Source organism: Microbacterium salsuginis (genome assembly GCF_012524205.1).
Lineage (GTDB): Bacteria > Actinomycetota > Actinomycetes > Actinomycetales > Microbacteriaceae > Microbacterium > Microbacterium salsuginis.
Genome location: NZ_JABACI010000001.1, coordinates 1,302,800 through 1,324,517, shown reverse-complemented (window position 1 = coordinate 1,324,517; position 21,718 = coordinate 1,302,800). Strand labels below are relative to the sequence as shown.

At 70.6% G+C, this 21,718-nt stretch carries 14 protein-coding genes; 10 read left to right on the top strand and 4 right to left on the bottom strand.

Annotation, left to right across the window (positions count from 1 at the left end; translation table 11 throughout):
* The first annotated feature begins 104 nt into the window (after positions 1 to 104).
* The 6 genes from HF576_RS06265 (at position 105) to HF576_RS06240 (ending at position 6,209) form a co-directional block, all read left to right on the top strand.
* Positions 105 to 764: a GntR family transcriptional regulator gene (locus HF576_RS06265; protein WP_343234197.1), complete on the top strand. Its 660-nt coding sequence runs from the start codon at positions 105 to 107 to the stop codon at positions 762 to 764.
* An 8-nt stretch (positions 765 to 772) separates the two neighbouring features.
* Positions 773 to 2,299 (top strand): MmgE/PrpD family protein, encoded by a 1,527-nt coding sequence (locus tag HF576_RS06260; RefSeq protein ID WP_168911848.1) that lies wholly within the window; start codon positions 773 to 775, stop codon positions 2,297 to 2,299.
* Entirely contained in the window at positions 2,299 to 3,201 is a 903-nt protein-coding gene (gene prpB / locus HF576_RS06255) for a methylisocitrate lyase (RefSeq protein WP_168911847.1), read from the top strand. Before HF576_RS06260 ends, prpB begins: the two co-directional genes overlap by 1 nt.
* Before the next feature lie 80 nt (positions 3,202 to 3,281).
* Positions 3,282 to 4,466 carry a bifunctional 2-methylcitrate synthase/citrate synthase gene (locus tag HF576_RS06250; RefSeq protein ID WP_168911846.1) on the top strand — a complete coding sequence of 395 codons (1,185 nt, stop codon included), beginning with the start codon at positions 3,282 to 3,284 and terminating at the stop codon, positions 4,464 to 4,466.
* Positions 4,463 to 4,918: a hotdog fold thioesterase gene (locus tag HF576_RS06245; RefSeq protein ID WP_168911845.1), complete on the top strand. Its 456-nt coding sequence runs from the start codon at positions 4,463 to 4,465 to the stop codon at positions 4,916 to 4,918. The genes HF576_RS06250 and HF576_RS06245 overlap by 4 nt, the downstream gene beginning before the upstream one ends.
* Before the next feature lie 109 nt (positions 4,919 to 5,027).
* The gene (locus tag HF576_RS06240) at positions 5,028 to 6,209 is read left to right on the top strand and encodes a thiolase family protein (RefSeq protein ID WP_168911844.1); all 1,182 of its coding nucleotides are present in this window, start codon (positions 5,028 to 5,030) and stop codon (positions 6,207 to 6,209) included.
* Between the two features lie 9 nt (positions 6,210 to 6,218).
* Here the strand turns inward: HF576_RS06240 and HF576_RS06235 are convergent, their stop codons facing one another.
* On the bottom strand, positions 6,219 to 7,064 hold the full coding sequence (locus HF576_RS06235; protein ID WP_168911843.1) for an NAD(P)H-binding protein: 846 nt from the start codon (positions 7,062 to 7,064) through the stop codon (positions 6,219 to 6,221).
* Positions 7,065 to 7,477: 413 nt separating this feature from the next.
* On the opposite strand from HF576_RS06235, the gene pulA reads away from it, so the two are divergent.
* Positions 7,478 to 13,207 carry a pullulanase-type alpha-1,6-glucosidase gene (gene pulA, locus HF576_RS06230; RefSeq protein WP_168911842.1) on the top strand — a complete coding sequence of 1,910 codons (5,730 nt, stop codon included), beginning with the start codon at positions 7,478 to 7,480 and terminating at the stop codon, positions 13,205 to 13,207.
* Positions 13,208 to 13,220: 13 nt separating this feature from the next.
* Here pulA and HF576_RS06225 read toward each other — a convergent pair whose 3' ends face one another.
* Together HF576_RS06225 and HF576_RS06220 are read right to left on the bottom strand one after the other, a co-directional pair.
* Positions 13,221 to 13,589 carry a bleomycin resistance protein gene (locus HF576_RS06225; protein WP_168911841.1) on the bottom strand — a complete coding sequence of 123 codons (369 nt, stop codon included), beginning with the start codon at positions 13,587 to 13,589 and terminating at the stop codon, positions 13,221 to 13,223.
* Positions 13,590 to 13,659: 70 nt separating this feature from the next.
* Positions 13,660 to 13,839, bottom strand: a complete 180-nt coding sequence (locus HF576_RS06220) for a hypothetical protein (protein WP_168911840.1) — start codon at positions 13,837 to 13,839, stop codon at positions 13,660 to 13,662.
* A 188-nt stretch (positions 13,840 to 14,027) separates the two neighbouring features.
* Here HF576_RS06220 and HF576_RS06215 point away from each other — a divergent pair, with 188 nt between their 5' ends.
* From HF576_RS06215 to HF576_RS06205, 3 genes are all read left to right on the top strand, one after another.
* Positions 14,028 to 14,366 carry a YciI family protein gene (locus HF576_RS06215; protein ID WP_168911839.1) on the top strand — a complete coding sequence of 113 codons (339 nt, stop codon included), beginning with the start codon at positions 14,028 to 14,030 and terminating at the stop codon, positions 14,364 to 14,366.
* A gap of 146 nt (positions 14,367 to 14,512) precedes the next feature.
* On the top strand, positions 14,513 to 16,849 hold the full coding sequence (locus tag HF576_RS06210) for a PEP/pyruvate-binding domain-containing protein (RefSeq protein ID WP_168911838.1): 2,337 nt from the start codon (positions 14,513 to 14,515) through the stop codon (positions 16,847 to 16,849).
* Positions 16,846 to 17,514, top strand: coding sequence for a TetR/AcrR family transcriptional regulator (locus HF576_RS06205; protein WP_168911837.1), 669 nt, complete (start codon positions 16,846 to 16,848; stop codon positions 17,512 to 17,514). The genes HF576_RS06210 and HF576_RS06205 overlap by 4 nt, the downstream gene beginning before the upstream one ends.
* A gap of 59 nt (positions 17,515 to 17,573) precedes the next feature.
* On the opposite strand, the gene HF576_RS06200 is transcribed toward HF576_RS06205, so the two are convergent.
* Positions 17,574 to 21,566, bottom strand: a complete 3,993-nt coding sequence (locus tag HF576_RS06200; RefSeq protein WP_168911836.1) for a choice-of-anchor I family protein — start codon at positions 21,564 to 21,566, stop codon at positions 17,574 to 17,576.
* Positions 21,567 to 21,718 lie beyond the last annotated feature (152 nt).

Genomic DNA, 21,718 nt, shown 5'->3' with positions numbered 1-21,718 from the left:
ATGGGCGGGATGTATACGTAGACGCGGAAAGAACACCTCCATTGGCATCTATGAAGTCTTTATGTATACACTGGGCCAAGTTGTCGGCAAGGAGGTGCATGACGGTGAGAGCCAGCGATCGCGCCTACGCGACACTCCTCGACGAGATCCAGTCCGGCGTCCTGCGGCCTGGTGCCGTCCTCGGCGAGGCCGAGCAGGCCGCCCGGCTCGGCGTCAGCCGCACGCCTCTGCGCGAGGCGCTCGGCCGGCTTGCCGCAGACGGACTCGTCGCCCAGCAGTCGCCCCGCGTCACCGTCGTGACCGCCATCGACGCCGACGACATCCGCGAGATCTTCGAGGTGCGCCGTGCGCTCGAGGAGTCCGCGGCCCGGCTCGCGGCGGGGCGGGGCGATGCTGCGGCGTTCGTGCAGCTCGCGCACGAGTTCGCGCGGGTGGATCTGGACGGAGCCGAGGGCGCGACGGATGGGCTGGACGCGTATTACGCACTCATCGCCCGCTTCGACGCGACGCTCGACGCCTCCCTCGCGAACGACTACCTCACCGCCGCCCTGCGCACCGTGCGCACCCATCTCGTCCGGGTGCGGCGACTCGCGCGCGACAATCCCGGCCGGCTCGCGGCATCCGTCGCCGAACACCGCCTGATCGCCGAGGCCATCGGTGCGCGCGACGCCGACCTCGCCGCCCATGCCACGCATGTCCACCTGCACAATGCTCTGGAGAGCATCCTGGGGGCGCTCACCAGCACCCCCGAACACCTGAAGTGAGGACCGCCATGACCGTCATCCACCACCTCCGCGTCCACCGCAGCGACGAGAACCTCGTGCGCGAAGGACAGCTCGCGTGGCACATCGCCGAGGTCGCCGCCGACCCGGTCGAGGTCGACTCCGAGGTCGTCGACATGATCGTCAACCGCGTCATCGACAACGCGGCCGTGGCTGCGGCATCCCTCACGCGCGCGCCCGTGAGTGCGGCGCGCCAGCAGGCACTCGACCACGCCGTGTCGGTCGGCGGCTCGGGGTCGACCGTGTTCGGGTGCGCCCTCGACCGCAGGACGAGCCCCGAGTGGGCGGCATGGGCGAACGGCGTGGCGGTGCGAGAGCTCGACTACCACGACACGTTCCTCGCGGCGGACTACTCGCATCCCGGCGACAACATCCCGCCGATCCTCGCGGTCGCCCAGCACGTCGGCGCCGACGGGGCGGCCCTGGTGCGCGGGCTCGCGACGGGGTACGAGATCCAGATCGACCTCGTGCGCGCGATCTGCCTGCACAAGCACAAGATCGACCACGTCGCCCACCTCGGCCCGTCGGCGGCGGCCGGCATCGGCACGCTCCTCGGCCTCGATGTCGAGACCATCTACCAGGCAGTCGGCCAGGCCCTGCACACCACCACCGCGACACGTCAGTCGCGCAAGGGCGAGATCTCGACCTGGAAGGCGCACGCCCCCGCGTTCGCAGGCAAGATGGCCGTCGAGGCGGTCGACCGCGCGATGCGCGGCGAGACGTCGCCGAGCCCGATCTACGAGGGCGAGGACGGCGTCGTCGCGTGGATGCTGGACGGCCCGGATGCCTCGTACGACGTGCCGCTTCCCGCTGCCGGCGAGCCCAAGCGCGGCATCCTCGATTCGTACACGAAGGAGCACTCGGCCGAGTACCAGGCGCAGGCCTGGATCGACCTCGCGCGCAAGCTCCACGGCGAGCACCCGCAGCTGACCGACCCTGCGAACGTCGAGTCGATCGTGCTGCACACGTCGCACCACACGCACTACGTGATCGGTTCGGGCGCGAACGACCCTCAGAAGTACGACCCGACGGCCTCGCGTGAGACGCTCGACCACTCGATCCCGTACATCTTCGCGGTCGCACTGCAGGACGGCGGATGGCACCACGTCGATTCGTACACCCCCGAGCGTGCGGGGCGCTCCGACACGGTCGAGCTGTGGCACAAGGTGACGACGGCCGAGGACGAAGAGTGGACGCGTCGCTATCACTCCGACGACCCGAACGAGAAGGCCTTCGGCGGTCGCGTCGAGATCCGCCTGACCGACGGCTCGGTCATCGAGGACGAGATCGCCGTGGCCGATGCACATCCCCTCGGCGCGCGCCCGTTCGCGCGCGAGGACTACATCCGCAAGTTCCGGATGCTCGCCGAACCGGTGCTGACCGCCGACGAGATCGAGCGCTTCCTCGACCTCGCGCAGCGCCTGCCCGAGCTCACGCCCGAGGAGGTCCAGCAGCTGACGATCGTCGCGGACTTCGGGGTGCTCGCCGCGGCGCCCGCACCGAAGGGCCTGTTCTGATGCTGTACTCCACCGTGCCTGCGCACGAGAAGCGGCGGGCGTTCCGCGAGCGGCTCGCATCCGGTGAGCTGCTGCGGTTCCCTGGCGCGTTCAATCCGCTGTCTGCCCGGCTCATCGAGCGCAAGGGGTTCGAGGGCGTCTACATCTCGGGGGCCGTGCTCTCGGCCGACCTCGGCCTGCCGGACATCGGGCTCACGACGCTGACCGAGGTCGCCGGCCGCGGCCAGCAGATCGCCCGCATGACGGACCTGCCGGCGATCATCGACGCCGACACCGGCTTCGGCGAGCCGATGAACGTGGCGCGCACGATCCAGACCCTCGAGGACGCCGGCATCGCCGGCACGCACATCGAGGATCAGATCAATCCCAAACGATGCGGGCACCTCGACGGCAAGGCCGTCGTGGACGAGGACGCTGCCATCAAGCGCATCCGCGCTGCCGCAGATGCACGCCGCGACCCGAACTTCCTCATCATGGCGCGCACCGACATCCGCGCGGTGGAGGGGATGGATGCTGCCATCCGGCGTGCGCAGGCGCTCGTGGACGCCGGCGCCGACGCCGTCTTCCCGGAGGCCATGCGGTCGCTGGAGGAGTTCGCGGCGATCCGGGCCGCAGTGGACGTGCCGATCCTGGCCAACATGACCGAATTCGGAAAGTCGGACCTCTTCAGCGTGGACCAGCTGCGCGACGTCGGGGTCAACATCGTGATCTGGCCGGTCTCGCTTCTGCGGATCGCGATGGGCGCGGCATCCCGTGCGCTCGATACGCTCATGGAGGACGGGCACCTGACCTCCAGGCTCGGCGAGATGCAGCACCGCGCCGACCTGTACGACCTCATCGACTACGAGCAGTACAACCACTTCGACCAGGACGTCTTCAACTTCACCGTTCCCGGTCGTTGAGCGAGGAGCGCAGCGACGAGACGAAACGCGTTTCGACTCGCTCCGCTCGCTCAACGACCGATCCCGACGAAGGGCACAACATGACCGACATCAAGAAGGGCCTGGCCGGCGTCGTCGTCGACTACACCGCTGTCTCCAAGGTCAACCCCGAGACCAACTCGCTGCTGTATCGCGGATACCCGGTGCAGGAGCTCGCAGCGACGCAGCCGTTCGAGGCGGTGGCGTACCTGCTGTGGCACGGCGAGCTGCCCACCGACGTGCAGCTGCGGCAGCTGCGCGCGACCGAGCGGTCGTACCGTTCGCTTCCCGCCGACGTGCGGGCCGCGATCGACCTCGTGCCGCTCGACGCGCACCCGATGGATGAGGTCCGCACGGCCGTGAGCCTGATCGGCGCGCGCGACCTCGCCGGCACCGGGTCGGTGCTGGATGCCAGCGGCAACCCGGACGAGAACCTGGCACGCAGCATCCGCCTCTTCGCGGTCCTGCCGGCGATCGTCGCCTACGGTCAGCGCCGTCGCCGGGGGCAGCAGCCGCTCGCGCCGCGCGACGACCTCGACTACTCGGCGAACTTCCTGTGGATGACGTTCGGCGAAGAGGCCGACGACATCGTGGTCGACGCCTTCAACCGCTCGATGATCCTGTACGCCGAGCATTCGTTCAATGCCTCCACGTTCACGGGCAGGGTCATCGCCTCGACTCTCAGCGACCTGTACTCGGCGGTCGTCGGAGCGATCGGCGCCCTCAAGGGCCCGCTGCACGGGGGTGCGAACGAGGCCGTGCTGCACATCTTCGACGAGATCGGCTCGGCCGAGAACGTCGGTCCGTGGCTCGACGAGGCCCTGGCGCAGAAGCGCAAGATCATGGGCTTCGGACACCGCGTCTACAAGCGCGGCGACTCGCGCGTGCCGACGATGAAGGCCGCGCTCGACACGCTCGTCGAGCACTACGACCGCCCCGAGGTGGCCGCGCTGTACGACGCGCTCGAGTCGCAGTTCGTCGAGCGCAAGGGCATCTACCCGAACCTCGACTACCCGTCGGGCCCGGCCTACAACCTCATCGGCTTCGACACCCTGACCTTCACGCCCCTCTTCGTCGCCGCCCGGGTGACCGGCTGGACGGCGCACATCATGGAGCAGCTGGCCTCGAACGCCCTCATCCGCCCGCTCTCGGAGTACAACGGCCCGGACGAGCGTCACGTCGAGGGCTATGTTCCGGATGCCGCGACACTGGCCGCCGCCGAACGCGCTGAGGAGTCGGCGGGGTGACTCTGTGGCACGGCGACGTGGTCGGCGTCGACCTTCCCGCGATGGCGACGGGCACTCTCATCGAGAGCCTCGGGATCGAGATCGTCGAGGTCCGTGATGACGCACTGGTGGGACGGATGCCGGTGGACCGGCGCACCGTGCAGCCCGCGGGCGTGCTGCACGGCGGAGCATCCGTCGCCCTCGCCGAGACGCTCGCGTCGTGGGCCGGCTACCTCGCCGTGGACCGCGAGCGGTTCCACGTGGTGGGCCAGGAGATCAACGCGAACCACATCCGGCCGGTCTCGTCGGGCTGGGTGACGGCGACCGTCACTCCGGCCAACATCGGCCGTCGCGCTCACGTGTGGGAGATCCGCATCGCGGACGAGGCGGGGCGCCTGGTCTGCATCTCGCGCTGCACGCTCGCGGTGATCGAGCAGCGCAGCACCTACGCGACGCCCGACCAGCGCGGGTGATGCCGCAGGTGCGCGGCCCGCGGCCCCGCGTGTTGCGACACTCGAAGGCACAGGCCGAGCCGGCCCGCGGCATCCGTCCCCGTCTTAGGCTCGTGAGCAGGAGGTTGTCATGCGTGAAGCCGTCATCGTCGACGTCGTCCGGACCCCGTCCGGTCGCGGCAAGCCCGGCGGCGCCCTGAGCGGTGTGCATCCGGTCGACCTCGCCGCCGGCGTGCTGACCGGCCTGCTGGAGCGCAACGGACTGGAGTCGCGCCAGATCGACGACGTGCTCATGGGGTGCGTCAGCCAGATCGGCGACCAGGCCATGAACATCGGCCGCCAGGCCGTGCTCGCCGCCGGGTTCGACGAGTCCGTGCCGGCGACGACCATCGACCGGCAGTGCGGTTCGAGCCAGCAGGCCGCGCATTTCGCGGCGCAGGGCGTGATCGCGGGTGCCTACGACATCGTGATCGCGGGCGGGGTCGAGTCGATGAGCCGCGTGCCGCTCGGGTCGTCCCGGCAGGGCGGCTCGCTCGCGCCGGGCCTGGCCGCCCGCTACCCCGAGGGTCTCGTGAACCAGGGCGTGTCGGCCGAGCTCATCGCCGACAAGTGGCACTTGTCGCGCGAAGACCTCGACTCGTTCTCGGCCGAGTCGCACCGGCGGGCGGCGGATGCCTGGACCCACGGCCGCTTCGACTCCCAGGTGCTGCCGGTGCTGGCGCCGGGTTCCTCCGACGCCGTGGCGTTCGACGAGACGGTCCGCCCCGGCACGACGGCCGACGGCCTCGGCGGGCTGAACCCCGTCTTCCGCACCGACGAGCTCGCGGTGCGGTTCCCCGGCCTCGACTGGCGCATCACGGCGGGCAGTTCGTCACCGCTCACCGATGCGGCATCCGCTGTGCTCATCATGAGCGCCGAGAAGGCGGCACAGCTCGGGCTCGAGCCGAGGGCCCGCTTCCACTCCTTCGCCGTCGTCGGCGACGACCCGCTGTTCATGCTGACCGGGCCGATCCCGGCGACCCGACGCATCCTCGAGCGCAGCGGGCTGTCGATCGACGACCTCGACGCGTACGAGGTGAACGAGGCCTTCGCGTCGGTGCCGCTGGCCTGGGCGGCCGAACTCGGCGCCGACCCCGCGAAGCTCAACCCGTGGGGCGGCGCGATCGCGCTCGGCCATGCCGTCGGCGCATCCGGCACCCGCCTGCTCGGCACGCTCGTGGCCTACCTCGAGGCCACCGGCGGACGCTACGGCCTGCAGACGATGTGCGAGGGCGGCGGCATGGCGAACGCGACGATCATCGAGCGCCTGTAGCCCTGCGCGTCACAAGACCGACCTCACGTACTGCTCCAAAGTGGTCGGGCCTCGCCACGGCGCCTCGGGAAGCTCCGGGCCGGTGATCGTCAGGCGGGTCATTCCGGCATAGGAACTCGCCGCGGCGGGACTGAAGCCCAGAGCCGCGAAGGCCGCTTCGAGCTCCTCCGGTGGGATCACCTGCGGCTGCACGTCGCGGTTCAGCTGTGCCGCGAGAACGCGCGCCACATCTGCCGCCGTGTAGCGCTGGGGGCCTTCGACGTACCGGACGCCGACATCGTCGACGTCCGACGTGAGCCGCTGTGCGGCCGCCTCGCCGACGTCGGCAGGAGCGACCATGGGCATCGTCAGATCCTCCGGCAGCATCGTCGGCAGCGCCCCGGACTCGCGAGCCGCCTCGATGGCACCGTCCCAGTTCGACAGGTAATACGCGCCGCGGTTCACAGCTGCCGGGATGTCCTGCTGCGCCAGGCCGTTCTCCATCCGCCAGAGTGTGCCGAGGTCGCCGATGCGGTCGCCGGGCGCTGCGCCATAGGTCGACACGGCGACGACCTTCTCGAGACCGGATCCCTCGAGTGCGTCGAGGATGTTGTCGACCGTCCGATGCTCCACCGCGTCGGTGTCTTCGGAGGGGTCCGCCGGCGGACTGAGCAACAGTGCCCGCCGTCCCTTCCGGAACACATCGCGGAGACCGTTCACATCGTTGATGTCGGCCACCGCGACCGAGGCGCCTCTGGCCCGCCAGGGCGCCGACTGCGCGTTTCTCGTGACGATCGTCACGTCCTCGCCGCCTCGCAGCAGCGCCTCGGCCGCGGCTGATCCGACGCGACCAGTTCCACCCATGATGACGAACATCTCCGCCTCCTCTGATCTGCTCCGTTCGCTCTCGCTCAGTCAACCCCGGGCCGGCGACATCGCGGAGGGCCCGATCACGCATCGAGCGATCCCCGCCCTGTCTCGCATCTCCGCCCGGCGGCGATCACGACTCTCCGCCCGGCGGTAAGTCGTGCCCGGGGCGGAGCTTCGTGCGGTGATCGTCCGACATCGCGGTGATTCTCCGCCCGGCGGGTGATCGCAGGGCAGGACATGCACGACTGCAAGCGGTTGCGAGATCGCGGTGGTGGGCGGATGCCGTGGCCGCAGCATCCGCCGAATGAAAGACTTCTCATACTGTAAGCGCTTGCAGAATCGTTGAAGCCGCTGCTAATCTCGGCGGCACACTGCACCATCGGCACGCTGGCGTGCCCACCGCCCCTCAGGAGCTCTCCGTGTCGAAGTCGACCGCCGCACGTGCCCGCCGTCTGACCGCCAGCCTCGCTGTGGCGGCCCTGATCATCACCGGGGGAGTGATCGCACCGGCGCTGATCGCGGCACCGGCCGCCGCCGCGGACCGCACGTTCGTCGTCGCCGGGAGCCTGCAGTCCGAGCTCGGCTGCGCCGAGGACTGGCAGCCCGCGTGTGCCCAGACCATGCTCGCGCCGACCGGCACCGCGAACGTCTACGCCGCGGTCTTCGACGTGCCCGCCGGCTCGTACGAGTACAAGGTCGCGGTCAACGGCACGTGGGACGAGAACTACGGTCTGGACGGCGCCCTCAACGGCGGCAACATCCCGCTCACGATCGACGGACCCGCGACGTTGCGCTTCGTGTTCGACGACACCAGCCACCGCGTCGGCGTCGAGGTGCAGTCGCTGCGTGAGGGCTACTCGGCCGACGACGAGGCACTCGTGGCGGCACCGGTGCGCCAGCCCGGCAGCGACGAGCAGTTCTACTTCGTCATGACCGACCGCTTCGCCAACGGCGATGCCGCGAACGACACCGGAGGAATCGAGGGAGACCGCCTCGCGCACGGGTTCGACCCCACCGACAAGGGCTTCTACAACGGCGGCGACATCGCCGGCCTCCGGGCGAACCTCGACTACATCAAGGGGCTCGGCACGAGTGCGATCTGGCTGACACCGAGCTTCACCAACCGGCCGGTCCAGGGCGAGGGCGCGAACGCGAGCGCCGGGTACCACGGCTACTGGATCACGGACTTCACGCAGATCGACCCGCACCTCGGCACCAACGCCGAGCTCGAGGCCCTCATCGCGGAAGCGCACGCCGAGGGCATCAAGGTCTACTTCGACATCATCACGAACCACACCGCGGACGTGATCGACTACGCCGAGGGTCAGTACGCGTACATCGACCAGGCCACCGAGCCGTACCGCGACGCGGGAGGCACGGCGTTCGATCCCGCCGACCACGCGGGCACCGGCAGCTTCCCGGCGCTCGATCCGGCGACGTCGTTCCCGTACACGCCCACGCTGACCGGCGCCGACGCGACCGCCAAGACGCCGGCCTGGCTCAACGACCCCACGCTGTACCACAACCGCGGCAACTCGACCTGGTCGGGAGAGTCGGTGACGTACGGCGACTTCGACGGTCTCGACGACCTCATGACGGAGCATCCCACGGTCGTCGACGGGTTCGTCGACGTCTACCAGCACTGGATCGACCTCGGCATCGACGGCTTCCGCATCGACACGGCGAAGCACGTGAACTTCGAGTTCTGGGAGCAGTGGTCCACCGAGGTGCTCGACTACGCCCACGCCGCAGGCAAGCCCGACTTCTTCATGTTCGGCGAGGTCTACGACGCCGACCCGGTCAAGCTCGCGCCCTACATCCGTGACACCGACATGAACAGCGTGCTCGACTTCACGTTCCAGTCCTCGGCGGTCAGCTTCGCGGCCGGCAACAGCGCGAAGGGCCTGCAGAGCCTCTATGCGGGCGACGACCGCTACACGACCCCGGACTCCTCGTCGACGGCGCTGCCGACCTTCCTCGGCAACCACGACATGGGCAGGGTCGGCTACCTGCTGCAGTCGGCGCCGGACGCGCTGGAGCGCGACCTGCTCGCCCACGACCTGATGTTCCTCGGGCGCGGACAGCCCGTCGTCTACTACGGCGACGAGCAGGGCTTCGCCGGCACCGGGGGCGACAAGAGCGCGCGCCAGACGCTGTTCGCCAGCCAGGTCGCCGAGTACCAGAACCAGCCGCTCATCACCGGCGAGAACGCCGGCTCGGTGGACCGGTACGCCACCGATGCCCCGGTGTACCAGCACATCGCAGGGCTCGCGCAGCTGCGCAGGGACCACCCCGCGCTCGTCGCCGGCGCGCAGATCGAGCGCCACGCCGACAGCGGCGCCGGTGTCTACGCCTTCTCGCGCGTCGACCGCGGCGAGAAGGTCGAATACCTCGTCGCGCTCAACAACACCGCGGCCGACAAGGCCGTCAGCATCCCGACTCTCACGGCGAGCACGACTTTCGCGCCGGTGTACGGCACCGAGACCGGGATCCAGACGGATGCCTCGGCCATGGCATCCGTCACCGTGCCGGCTCTGTCGGCCGTCGTGTACCGCGCTGACACCGCCGTGACCGCGCCGGCGGCGCCGCTCGCGCTCACGGTCAGCGCGCCGGCGGCGGGCGCCGGGGTGACCGGCTCGGTCGCGGTCAGCGCCGACGTCGACGACGTGACGTGGCACGAGACGAGCTTCGCGTGGCGGGTCGTCGGATCCGACGACTGGCACGCCCTCGGCACGGCCGAAGACACCGAGCCGCGCGTCTTCCATGACATCGACGGCCTCGCGAACGGCACGCTCGTCGAATACCGCGCGGTGACGACGGATGCCGCGGGCCATCACGCCGCCGCCTCGACCTACGCGTCGGTGGGCAACGCCGTGTCGCTCGACGTCCCCGAAGAGCCCGAGTCGCCGATCGACATGGTGACGGTGCCGGGCAGCCTCAACTCCGAGATGGGCTGCGCGGGCGACTGGGCGCCGGGCTGCGAGGCCGCGAAGCTGACGCTGCGCGCGGACGGCATCTGGGCGGGCTCGTTCGACCTGGCTGCCGGAGACTACGAGTACAAGGTCGCGATCAACGGCTCGTGGGACGTCAACTACGGTGCGAACGGCGCTCCGGGCGGAGCGAACATCGCCATCTCGCACCCGGGCGGACAGATCACGTTCTACTTCGACCCGCGCACGAACATCGTGCAGTCCACCGCGGAGGGTCCCATCGTGACGGTGCCCGGTTCGCACCAGAGCGAGAGCGGGTGCGCCGGTGACTGGGCGCCCGACTGCCTCGCGAGCCTCATGGCCGACGGCGACAGAGACGGCGTCTATGAGCTGACGCTCGAGCTTCCGGCCGGCGCGTACGAGGGCAAGGTCGCCCACGGCCTCAGCTGGGCCGAGAACTACGGTGTCGGCGGTGTGCGCGACGGTTCGAACTACTCGTTCACCGCGACCGAGGGCGTGCCGGTGCTCTTCCGCTACACGCTCGCGACCCACGCGCTGCAGATCGGTGACGGTCTTCCGGGGCTCGGCGAGCAGCGTGCTCACTGGATCGACGCCGGCACCATCGCGTGGCCGGCCGATCTCGGCACGGCTGCCGCGCAGGCGACGTGGCAGCTGCACGCCTCGGCCGACGCGACCCTCGCACTCGAGGGTGGCGAGGTCACCGGCGGCGACGCGATCGGACTCTCGCTCGTCGAGGGCGGACTCACCGCTGAGCAGAAGGAGCGGTTCCCCGCGCTCGCCGGGTTCACCGCCCTTCGCGTGGCGGATCCGGATGCCGCGGCCACGCTGCTGCGCGGACAGCTCATGGTGTCGCAGCGAAACGGCGAAGGCGCCGTGTCGGCGTTCACCGGTGTGCAGATCCCCGGAGTGCTCGACGATCTCTATGCCGACGCGATCGCAGATGCCGAGCTGGGGGTGACGTTCCGCGGCAAGAAGCCGACGTTCCGGCTGTGGGCCCCGACCGCTCAGCAGGCGACACTGCTCACGTGGGACGCCGGCGCCGAAGGCGACCCGCAGAAGCACGACGCGACGTGGGACGCGGCATCCGGTATCTGGACCGTCGAAGGCGGCAAGGGCCGCAAGGGAGACGAGTACGTGTGGGAGGTCGTGGTCTATGCGCCGACGACCGGTGCGATCGAGACGAACACCGTGACCGATCCGTATTCGCTCGCGCTCACCCTCAACTCCGAACGGTCGGTCGCGATCGACCTGCACGACAAGCAATGGCGGCCCAAGGTTTGGCAGACCAAGAAGGCGCCCGAGATCGAGCGTCCGGTCGACCGCGCCATCTACGAGCTGCATGTGCGCGACTTCTCGATCTCCGACGAGTCGGTGCCCGAGGCCGAGCGCGGCACCTACCGCGCGTTCACGCGCGACAGCGCGGGCACGCAGCAACTGCGGCAGCTCGCGGGCGCGGGGATCAACACCGTGCACCTGCTGCCGACCTTCGACATCGCGACGATCGAGGAGGACCGTTCGGAGCAGGCGCAGCCCGCGTGCGACCTGGCCTCGTTCGGCCCGGCAGACACCGCTCAGCAGGAGTGCCTCGAGGCGGTCGCCGACACCGACGGCTTCAACTGGGGTTACGACCCGCACCACTTCACCGTCCCGGAGGGCTCGTACGCCGTCGACGCCGAGGGCGGCGCTCGCGTCGCCGAGTTCCGCGAGATGGTCGGCGCACTGCACGGAATGGGACTGCAGGTCGTGCTCGACCAGGTGTTCAACCACACCGCGCAGTCGGGGCAGGACGAGAAGTCGGTGCTCGACAAGGTCGTGCCCGGCTACTACCACCGCCTCAATCTGGCGGGCGGTGTCGAGACCTCGACCTGCTGCCAGAACGTCGCGACCGAGCATGAGGCGGCCGAGAAGCTCATGGTGGACTCGGTCGTCACGTGGGCGCGCGACTACAAGGTCGACGGCTTCCGCTTCGATCTGATGGGCCACCACTCCAAGGCCAACATGCTCGCGATCCGCGAGGCGCTCGATGACCTCACGCTCGAGGAGGACGGCGTCGACGGCTCGAAGATCTATCTGTACGGCGAGGGCTGGAACTTCGGCGAGGTCGCGAACAACGCCCTCTTCGAGCAGGCCACGCAGGGCCAGCTCGGCGGCACCGGCATCGGGACGTTCACCGACCGGCTCCGCGACGCGGTCCACGGCGGCAGCCCGGTCGCGGCCGACTCGAAGTTCTTCCAGGGCTTCGGCACGGGTCTTGCGACCGACCCGAACGGCAGCGACCAGTCCGCTCCCGGCGACCCGTTCGCCGACCTCGCCCTCAAGACCGATCTGGTCAAGCTCGGTCTCGCGGGCAACCTGCGCGACTTCGAGATGACCGCGGCCGACGGCAGCGTGAAGGCCGGCGACGAGTTCGACTACAACGGCTCACCGGCCGGTTACGCCGACCAGCCCGACGAGATCATCACGTACGTCGACGCGCATGACAACGAGACGCTCTTCGACCTCGGCGTCCTGAAGCTGCCGGCCGACACCCCGATGACCGACCGCGTGCGCATGAACACGCTGTCGCTCGCGACCACCGCCTACGCGCAGACGCCGTCCTTCTGGCACGCCGGAACCGAGCTGTTGCGCTCGAAGTCCCTCGACCGCAACAGCTACAACTCCGGCGACTGGTTCAATCGCATCGACTGGACCGGACAGGAGTCGACGTTCGGCTCCGGCCTGCCGCGAGAGGCCGACAACGGCGACCACTGGGACGACCTCGCGCCGCTCCTGGCCGATCCCGCCAACAAGCCGGGCGCTTCCGACATCGCCGCTGCGGAGGCATCCGCTCTCGACCTGCTGCGCGTGCGGGAAGAGGTGGGGCTGCTGCGACTGGGGTCGGCGGAGCTGATCCAGCAGAAGGTCACGTTCCCCGGCAGTGGACCGGATGCTGCACCCGGCCTCGTCGTGATGCTCATCGACGACCTGATCGGCGACGACGTCGACCCCGAGCTCGAGGGTGCGCTGGTGGTGTTCAACGCGACTCCCGACACCGTGACCCAGGCCGTGCCGGAGCTTGCCGGCCGCGGATTCGCGCTGACGCCGGCGCTCGCGGACGGCTCGGACGCGGTCGTCAAGACGACGACGTGGGATGCCGCGAACGGGACGATCACGGTACCGGCGCGGTCGGCGGTCGTGCTCGTCGATCGCCAGCCGTGACCCCGGCTGCGGGTCAGAGCGGGCTGCCGACGCGCACGAGGTTGCCGTTGCGATCGACGACGGCGAACTCGCGCATGCCGTAGTCCGTGTCGACCGGCGCCTCGATACGGCTGCCGGTCGCGGCATCCGGAATCACCAGGCTCCGCCAGTCGACGAACAGCGACTGGGCATCGTCGACGTAGAGGTAGCACATCGAAGCGGTGCGGAGCGGGTCGACGGCCGGGTCCAGTGTGAAGTGCAGCTCGGCCTCGCCGCGGCCGATGATGAGGTAGCCCCAGTCCTCGGGCGGCGCGCCGCGATTCTCGAAGCCGAGCGTCTCGTAGAACGTGAGCGTCTCGGACAGGTCGCGGCTGAGGAGGATGGGGACGGCGCGCTCGGTCACACGCGAAGAGTACCGGCGTCCGCGGCCCGCGCGACAGGGCTTGACCCGGCGCCGGCTCGGAGCCGTCGCCTCAGAGGGCGTTCAGGATCTGCGGCCCGAAGACGACGGCTGCGGCGATCGCGACACCGGCGGCGCCGACGGCCGCGACCGCGAGCAGGAGGATGTTGCCTGCGATGGTGAGCAGGAGTGCGCCACCGGCCGAGATCTCTCGGCGGCGAGCGAGGCGGATCGGCGAGGTCGTGGCGGTCATGTCTTCGACGCTACGGCGGCGCTGCGGCGCGCGCGTCGGCCTCGGGGCCCATCGCCGTCATCCTGCAGGATGATCGTCGCGAGAAGAATCTCGGATTCCGTGAACCCGAAGTGTCGATCTGCGCGAGTGCCGTGCGACGGCCTGGTTGAGGGTGGCGTCCGGCCGCCCGGTACCGGAAGGATCAGACCATGAAGTTCATGATGTTCGTCGTCAGCGACGCCCAGCCCGACCAGCCGTCCGACGAGTCCGACATCGACCTGTGGGTCGACCCGCTCGACGCATCGGGCAAGCGGATCATCGGCGACATCCTCGCCCCGGGCTCGGAATCCACCGTCGTGAAGGTGCGCGGCGGCAAGGTGCTCACGACCGCCGGGCCGTTCGCCGAGACCAGCGAGGTGATCCTGGGCTTCGACATCCTCGACGTCGCCGACCTCGACGAGGCGATCGAGATCGCCTCGCGCCACCCGATGGCGCGCAACGGGCAGCTCGAGCTGCGTGCTTTCGCGCCGTGGGACGAGTCGGCCTGACGGACCCGCGAGACCCCCGGATGCCGGCATCCGGGGGTCTCGTCGCGCCGGGGGTCGTGCGCGCGGGTGGCCGGGTATAGATTTCTAGAGAACGCCTCGTTCTCTAGTTGGTTCGCGAGCACGCGGCGGATCAGGAAGGACCCCGCATGCCTCACGTCGCACCACTCGCTGCGTTCGGTCGCGAAGATCTCCCGCTCGCCGGTGGCAAGGGAGCAAATCTCGGCGAACTCGTCCGGATGGGCATGCCCGTGCCCGGCGGGTTCGTCGTGACCACCGAGGCGTACGCGTCGCTCCGCGCGACTTCGGCTGACCGGCAGGGGTACGAGAACGCCGCGATCCCGGGCGAGCTCCGCGACGCGATCCTCGCGGCCTACGCCGACCTCGGCCGCGGCGCGGTCGCCGTGCGTTCCAGCGCGACCGCCGAGGATCTGCCCGGCGCGGCCTTCGCCGGCCAGCAGGACACGTACCTCAACGTGCGCGGCGACGTCGGTCTGCTCGATGCGGTCCGCCGGTGCTGGGCGTCCCTGTGGACCGACCGCGCCGTGGCGTATCGCGCCCGGCTGGGCATCGACCCGGCCGAGGTGCGTATCGCCGTGGTCGTGCAGCGGATGGTCGACGCCGACGTCGCGGGCGTGATGTTCACGGCGCATCCCGTCACCGGCGACCGCGAGAGCATCGTCGTCGAGGCCAGCTCCGGACTCGGCGAGGCCGTCGTGTCCGGGCTCGTCACTCCCGACCACTACGTCCTCGACGCCCGCGGCACCGTGCGCGAGTTCGCTGCCGGCCGGCGCGAGGTGGTGGTGCGTGCGGCGGCGGGCGGCGGAGTGGTCCACGAGACGCCGGCGGATGCGGCATCCGTGGACCGTCTGCCCGGTGCCGTGCTCGCGGAGCTGGCGCGGCTGGGCACCGCCGTCGCGGCGCATTTCGGCCGCCCGCAGGACATCGAGTGGGCGGTCGCGGCCGGCCGCGTGCACCTGCTGCAGGCGCGCCCGATGACGGCGGTGCCGCCGCCGCCTCTGCGCGGGCGGGTGAACCCGTTGCGCCGGCGGCTGGCCGCCGTGCTGCTCGAGCTGCTGCCGACGCGGCCCTACCCGATCGACATGACGACCTGGATCCCCTACGGGCCGGCAGGGCTCATGGCGAAGGTCACCGAGAGCATCGGGCTGCGCGGCGCGTTCGAGGGGTTCCTGCGCGAGGAGGACGGCGTGGTGTACCGCTTCGTGCCTCCCGAGCCGCGTCCGACGCCGCGGCTGCTGCTCGCCCCCTTCGTGATCGCCCGCCGGGCGCGCCGATACGATCCCGCGCGCTGGCGCGATGACCCGCGGTACGCGACGTTCCGCGCGCAGGTGCGAGATCTCGCGGCGCGCGATGTGAGCCGGATGCCGTGGCAGGAGCTGGTGCGGATCCCGCGCGAGGCGCTCGCGCTGGTCGACCCGGTCGCCGGCCTGCGCATCGACTACCTTCCGGGTGCGGGCGTCGCCATCGCTCGCCTCTTCTTCGCACTGCGGCTCACGCGGCGCGGGAGGATGCTGGGCGACCTGCTGCTGGATGGACGGACCCGCACCGAGCAGGCCACGAGGGAGCTCGAGCAGATCGCCGCCGAGGTGCGGTCGGATCCGGTGCTGGCAGCGCGGCTCGTGGCCGAGGAGCCGGCCGCCGTGCTGCCGGCGCTGCGGCAGCTTCCGGCCTTCGCCGCCTTCCTCGATGAGCACGGTCACCGCGAGTCGTCGTCGCCGCTCCTGGTCACGGCGCCGACGTGGGGCGAGGCGCCTGAGACCGTGGTCGGCCTGCTCACGGTGCTCGCCACCGCGCCGCCTGCCCGTGCGGCGAGGCCGCCGCTCTCGGCGTTCAGCGCCCGCATGCGTCGCTGGATCGAGCGGGCCCGAGTGGGCACGGCCTTCCGCGAAGACACCCACTACGAGTTCACCCGTCCGCTGCCGATCCTTCGTCGCGCCCTGCTCGAGATCGGTCGGCGCCTCGTGGCCGAAGGCGTGCTCGAACGACCCGATGACGTCTTCCATCTGCGGCTCGATGAGCTCGAGGCGGGGCCCGACCGCCGTCTTCGCGACCTGGCGCGTACGAGAGCCGCGAGACGTGACGAGCTCGCCGGCGTCCGCATGATCGACCCGCGTGCGGTCTTTCCGGCCCGGGACTCCGGTGACGCGCTCGTCGCGGGAGAACCGGCCAGCGGCGGCCGGGTCACCGGCCCGGTGTGCATCATCCGCGGCCCCGAGGAGTTCGGGCGGCTGCACGCCGGCGACGTGCTGGTGTGCCCGTACACCAACCCGTCGTGGACGCCGCTGTTCCAGCGGGCGGCCGCCGTCGTCGTCGATTCGGGCGGCCTCGGATCGCACGCGGCGATCGTGGCGCGCGAGTACGGCATCCCCGCGATCATGGGCACCGCGGTGGGCACGACCGTGCTGCAGGACGGGCAGGTCGTCACCGTCGACGGTGACACCGGGCATGTGGGGGAGGCGTCATGACGGCGGGTACGGACGATCTCGATACGGGCGCGGGGCCTGCACTCGATCCGGCGGCCGCGTCGGGACCCGCCGCGTCGAATCACCGTGCTCAGCCGCGCCGCCGCGGCGCCGCCCTCGAGACCGCCATCCTGGAGGCGGCGCTCGACGAGCTCGCCGAACACGGCTACGCGGGGCTCGCGATGGAGCGAGTGGCCGAGCGCGCGCGCACCGGCAAGGCCTCGGTCTACCGCCGCTGGCCCTCGCGCATGGAACTGGCACTCGACGCCGTGCGCCACAGCATGGGCGACCCGGGCTCACCACGCGACACCGGCTCCTTGCGCGGCGACGTGCTCGCCCACCTCCGCCAGCACGCGCGGCTGCTCGACGGCGCCGCGGGGGAGGCGCTGCGCGGCCTGCTCAGCGATGTGCTGCGCGACCGGCACCGCATGCGGGAGCTCCGGCAGCGGTCGCAGGGCACCGGGCTGCGTGCGATGACAGAGATCGCACGGCGTGCGGTCGCCCGAGGCGAGATCGATGCGGCCGCCGTGACACCGGCACGCCTGGAGGTCGCCCACTCCCTTCTGCGCCAGCGGTTCCTCTTCGACGGTGCCCCGCCCGATGACGCCACGATCGTGGGCATCGTCGACGAGGTCGTGGTGCCGCTCTTCTCGGCCCGCGTTCCGTAACCGGAACAGAAGAGGAGCCCGGATGCCGTGGCATCCGGGCTCCTCTCATGCGATGTGCATCAACCGCGCGCGACGGGCCGCCGGCGCATGATCACGAGCATGCCGCCCAGCGCCACCAGGAGCGCCGCGATGAGCGCAATCGCCCAGGGCGCCTGCGCGCCCGTGACGGCCAGCTGTCCGGGCGCGACGACGGTCACCGACGCCGAGAGCGGCTCGAGGCCGGCCGACTCGATCACGAGCCGGTGCGCTCCCACCGGCAGATCCGACGGGATCCGGACCGTGAACGACACCGTGCCGTTCGCGTCCGCCGCCGGGATGCCCTGCACGACGATCGGGTCGCTGAACAGCGTCGCGCTGATCCGCTGTCCGGGCTCGAGGCCCGACACCTTCACCGGGAGTGATCCGCCCTGCTCCACCGTGCCGGAACCGACATCGATGGTGGCCCAGTCGTCTCCCGGCCCGGGCGTGGGCTCGTCGCCGACCGTCAGCGGGACGGTGACCGTCGTGCCCGCGACATCCGTCGTCAAGGTCAGCTCGGTGGCGCCGGCCGGGGTGCCCGCCGGCAGCGTCAGGGCGATGTCGACCGCCCCGTCCGCGACGGGGAACGTCCCGAGCACGTCGTCGCCGAGGCGTGCCTCGACCTCGGTGGCCTCCGGCGTGCCGCGGCTGGTCATGTTCAGCTTCGACACCGTGAAGGAGAAGTCCTCGCCCGGCTCCACCGACTCGGGGACGTCCTGCACCTGCACCGCGTGCTTGGCGTACGCCGGCGCGACGGGCGTGCCGTCGGACAGGTAGTCGATCCACGCCTCGTAGTCGAGCAGGCCGGTGTCGACGTAGCCGCTGCCCTCGGTGAAGGCGTGGAAGTTGTCTCCGCCCGCCGCGAGGAACGACAGCGTGCCGATGCGGTACTCGGCATCGGGGTCGAGCGGTGCGCCGTCGATCGTGACCGACGTGATCCGGTCGCCCTCGGCGCGCTCGGCGTCGTACGTGTAGGTCACGTTCTCCGACAGACCGAGCTGCAGATACGGGCGCGACGGGACGGTGCCGTCGGCCGCCCGCTGCCACTGCTGCTCGAGCAGGTCGGTGAACTGCGCACCGGTGAGGGTGATGAGCGCCATCGTGTTGTTGAACGGCAGCACGGCGTTGGCCTGCGAGAACGAGATCGCACCGTCGGCGAGCCCCGGGATCGCGGTGGCGCCGAACTCGGCCTGCGTGTCCCACAGGTCCGAGCGCAGACCGCCCGGGTTGGTCACGCCGATCTGGGCGCCGTCCGGCAGCGCCGACAGCGACGAGCGGATGGACTCGGCGACGAGGTTGCCCAGCGCCGACTCCGAGGCGCGGTCGTCGCGCGAGCCGCCGGTCCACACACCGTCCACGAATGAGCCGCCCGCGAAGGCCGTGGTGATGTCGTCCGAGACCTCGGCGACGCTGGTGTTGCCGATCTCGGCGGCGTTCGCCAGCGCCTCCTGCACGATGCCGCTGACCTCGGCCACGCGGGGGTACGCCGCGACGAGCTCTGCCGCGGGCGTCGTCGTGCGGGCGACGTTCTCCTCGGTGTGTGCGAGGACGTCTCCCGTGGCGGGGTCGAGCGTCAGCGTGATCTTGCCGATGCGGGCGCCGTACGAACCGGTCTGCACGATCGGGCGCGTCCGGTCGGTGCCGGGGATGGCGGCCGACCACGCGTATTCCTTGTGCGTGTGGCCGGTGAAGATCGCGTCGACCGACGCGTCGGTGTCTTCCACGATCGCGGCGAACACGCCGCCGGCGGCCACCTCTTCGTCCAGCGTGGCGCCGTCGGGCGTGCCGGCTCCGGCGCCCTCGTGGTACAGGGCCACGATGACGTCGGCCTCGCCGTTGGCGTCGTCGCCGTCGCTCAGCTGCCCGGCGACACGGTTGACCGCCGCGACGGGGTCGCCGAAGTCGAGGTCGGCCACACCGGCGGGCGACACCAGCGACGGGGTCTCGTCGGTGACGGCGCCGATGACGGCGACGGTCAGACCATCGGTCTCGAAGGTGTCGTACTCGTCGAATGCCGGGGTGTCGGTGCCCTTGTCGTAGACGTTCGCCCCGAGGTGGCTGAAGCCGGCGGCGGGCACGACGCGCCCCTCGAGGTCCGCGAAGCCCTGGTCGAACTCGTGGTTGCCGACCGCGGACGTCTGCAGCTCGAGCGCGTTCAGCACGTCGATCGTGGGCTGGTCCTTGGCGACCGACGACGCGAACAGCGATGCGCCGATGTTGTCGCCCGCCGACAGGAACAGCGACGGGCCGGTGGCCGCGGCGCGGAGCTCCTCGACCGTGCCGGCGAAGTTGACGGTGTTCGCGTCGATCCGGCCGTGGAAGTCGTTGATGCCGAGGAGCGTCAGCTCGACGGGCGCGAGGAGGTCCTCGATCGCCCACAGGGTCGTGGTGCCCGACACCTCATTGCCCACCGCGAGGAGCGGAGCGCCGGTGGCCGAAGAGTCCGCCGGGATGAACGCGATGCCCTCGGGGCCGAGGTCTCCCGCCGCGGCGACGCCGTCGTCCTCCGCCGAGACGGCGAAATCGCGATTGTTGACGTAGGTGACGAAGGTCGCGTCGGTCGGCGACGAGATGTCGAAGACCGCGATGCCGCTGACGCGCTCGAGGCCCACGAACGCGTAGGTACGGTCACCCACGGCGCCGATGGCGACGTTCTCGGGCTCGGGGCCCTTGGAGTCGCTGCGCGACTCGAGGTCGCTCGCACCGTGGTCGGAGTTGAAGTTGGCGGGAGCAGCCGAGTGGGTGATCTGCTCGAGCGCGTCGCCCGAGTCCCACACCAGCTCGCCGTCGGTCGACCAGATCGAGAACGACCGGCCGCCGTACGAGTAGAGCTCGGAGTAGCAGCCTGCCTCGGTGTCGAATCCGTCCTCGATCGAGACGTTGAGTCGCCCGAGGTCGGCGTCGCCCGTGAGCCCTGCGAGCGGCTCGCACACCGGACCCTGGCCGTCGTCGGCGAGGTCCTTCACGCGCGACTCGTCGACGTAGTCGCCCCATTCGCGCACGTCGCCCTCGTTCGCGGTGACGAGGTAGGTCTGGCCGCCGACCGAGTACGACTGGATGCCGTCGGGCATGTACATGCCCTTCAGGCCCGCGTAGGTGCGCACATTGAAGGTCGGCGCGCCGTCGGGGTCGCGATCGCTGGCGTCGAGCCCGGCGCCTTCGGCACCGTGATCCTTGAAGCCGAGCGCGTGGACGTCGGTGACGGTGGCCGAGGCGAGGTCGACGACCGCCAGGGCGTTCGCCTCCTGCAGCGAGACGTAGGCGACATCGCCGTCGACGGTGACGTACTCGGGCTCGAGATTGCGGCTGACCGGGTGGTCGTCGCCGTGGGGGGTCGGACCGAACACCCGCACCTCGTCGGCGAGCGGCTTCGAGCCGCCGGCCTCGAACTCGTGGAAGGTCGCCGTCTTCACGGCCTCCTGGGCCGGCGCGGCGACGCCGTCGGGGAGCGCGACGACGCTGACGGAACCCTCCGGGTCGCTCGAGAAGTCGTCCGCCGGCTCGCCCTCGTTGGCGACGACGGCGTAGGCCCCGTCCTTCGCGACCGTCACCATGTCGGGCAGCGCGCCCACGACGACGGAGCCGAGGACCGCGGATGCCGCGTCCTGCGCGTTCGCGTCGAAGAACACCAGCGTGCCGGGGTCGGTCTTCACGGGTGCCTCGAACGCGACGACGCCGAGGCCGTCCGCGCGCACCGCGACCGAGTTGGCCACGCCGGTGGAGCTCAGCTGGAACGCCTCGGTCATCGAGGTCGGGTCGCTGTAGTCGAGCACGCTCACCGAGCCGGCCTGCGCGTTGACGACGAAGAGGCGGTCGCCGTGGGCGGCGACGATCTCGGCCGCGCCCTCATCGAAGGCGCCGGTCTCGAACGTGCCGAGCGGCGAGAGCGCGAGCGCGGCGTCCGGCGCGGAGTGCGTGATCGGATCGGGGACGATCGCCGCCGTGGCGGCGGTGAACGGCGTCAGCGCGAGGGCGCAGACGGCAGCCGTCGTCGTCGCGAATGCGACGAGTCGGCGAGGGGCGTGCGAAGGCATCGATTTCCTCACGGGAGGGGGCGGGTGTCGCGCGACAGAGTGCGCCCCCTGTGCCTACAGAGTGCGGGTGTCGTCGCGGTGAACGACGGGCGACGGAACGGTGCATTCACTGGCCGTCCTAGCAGATACATGGACGTCCATGTAAAATCGGA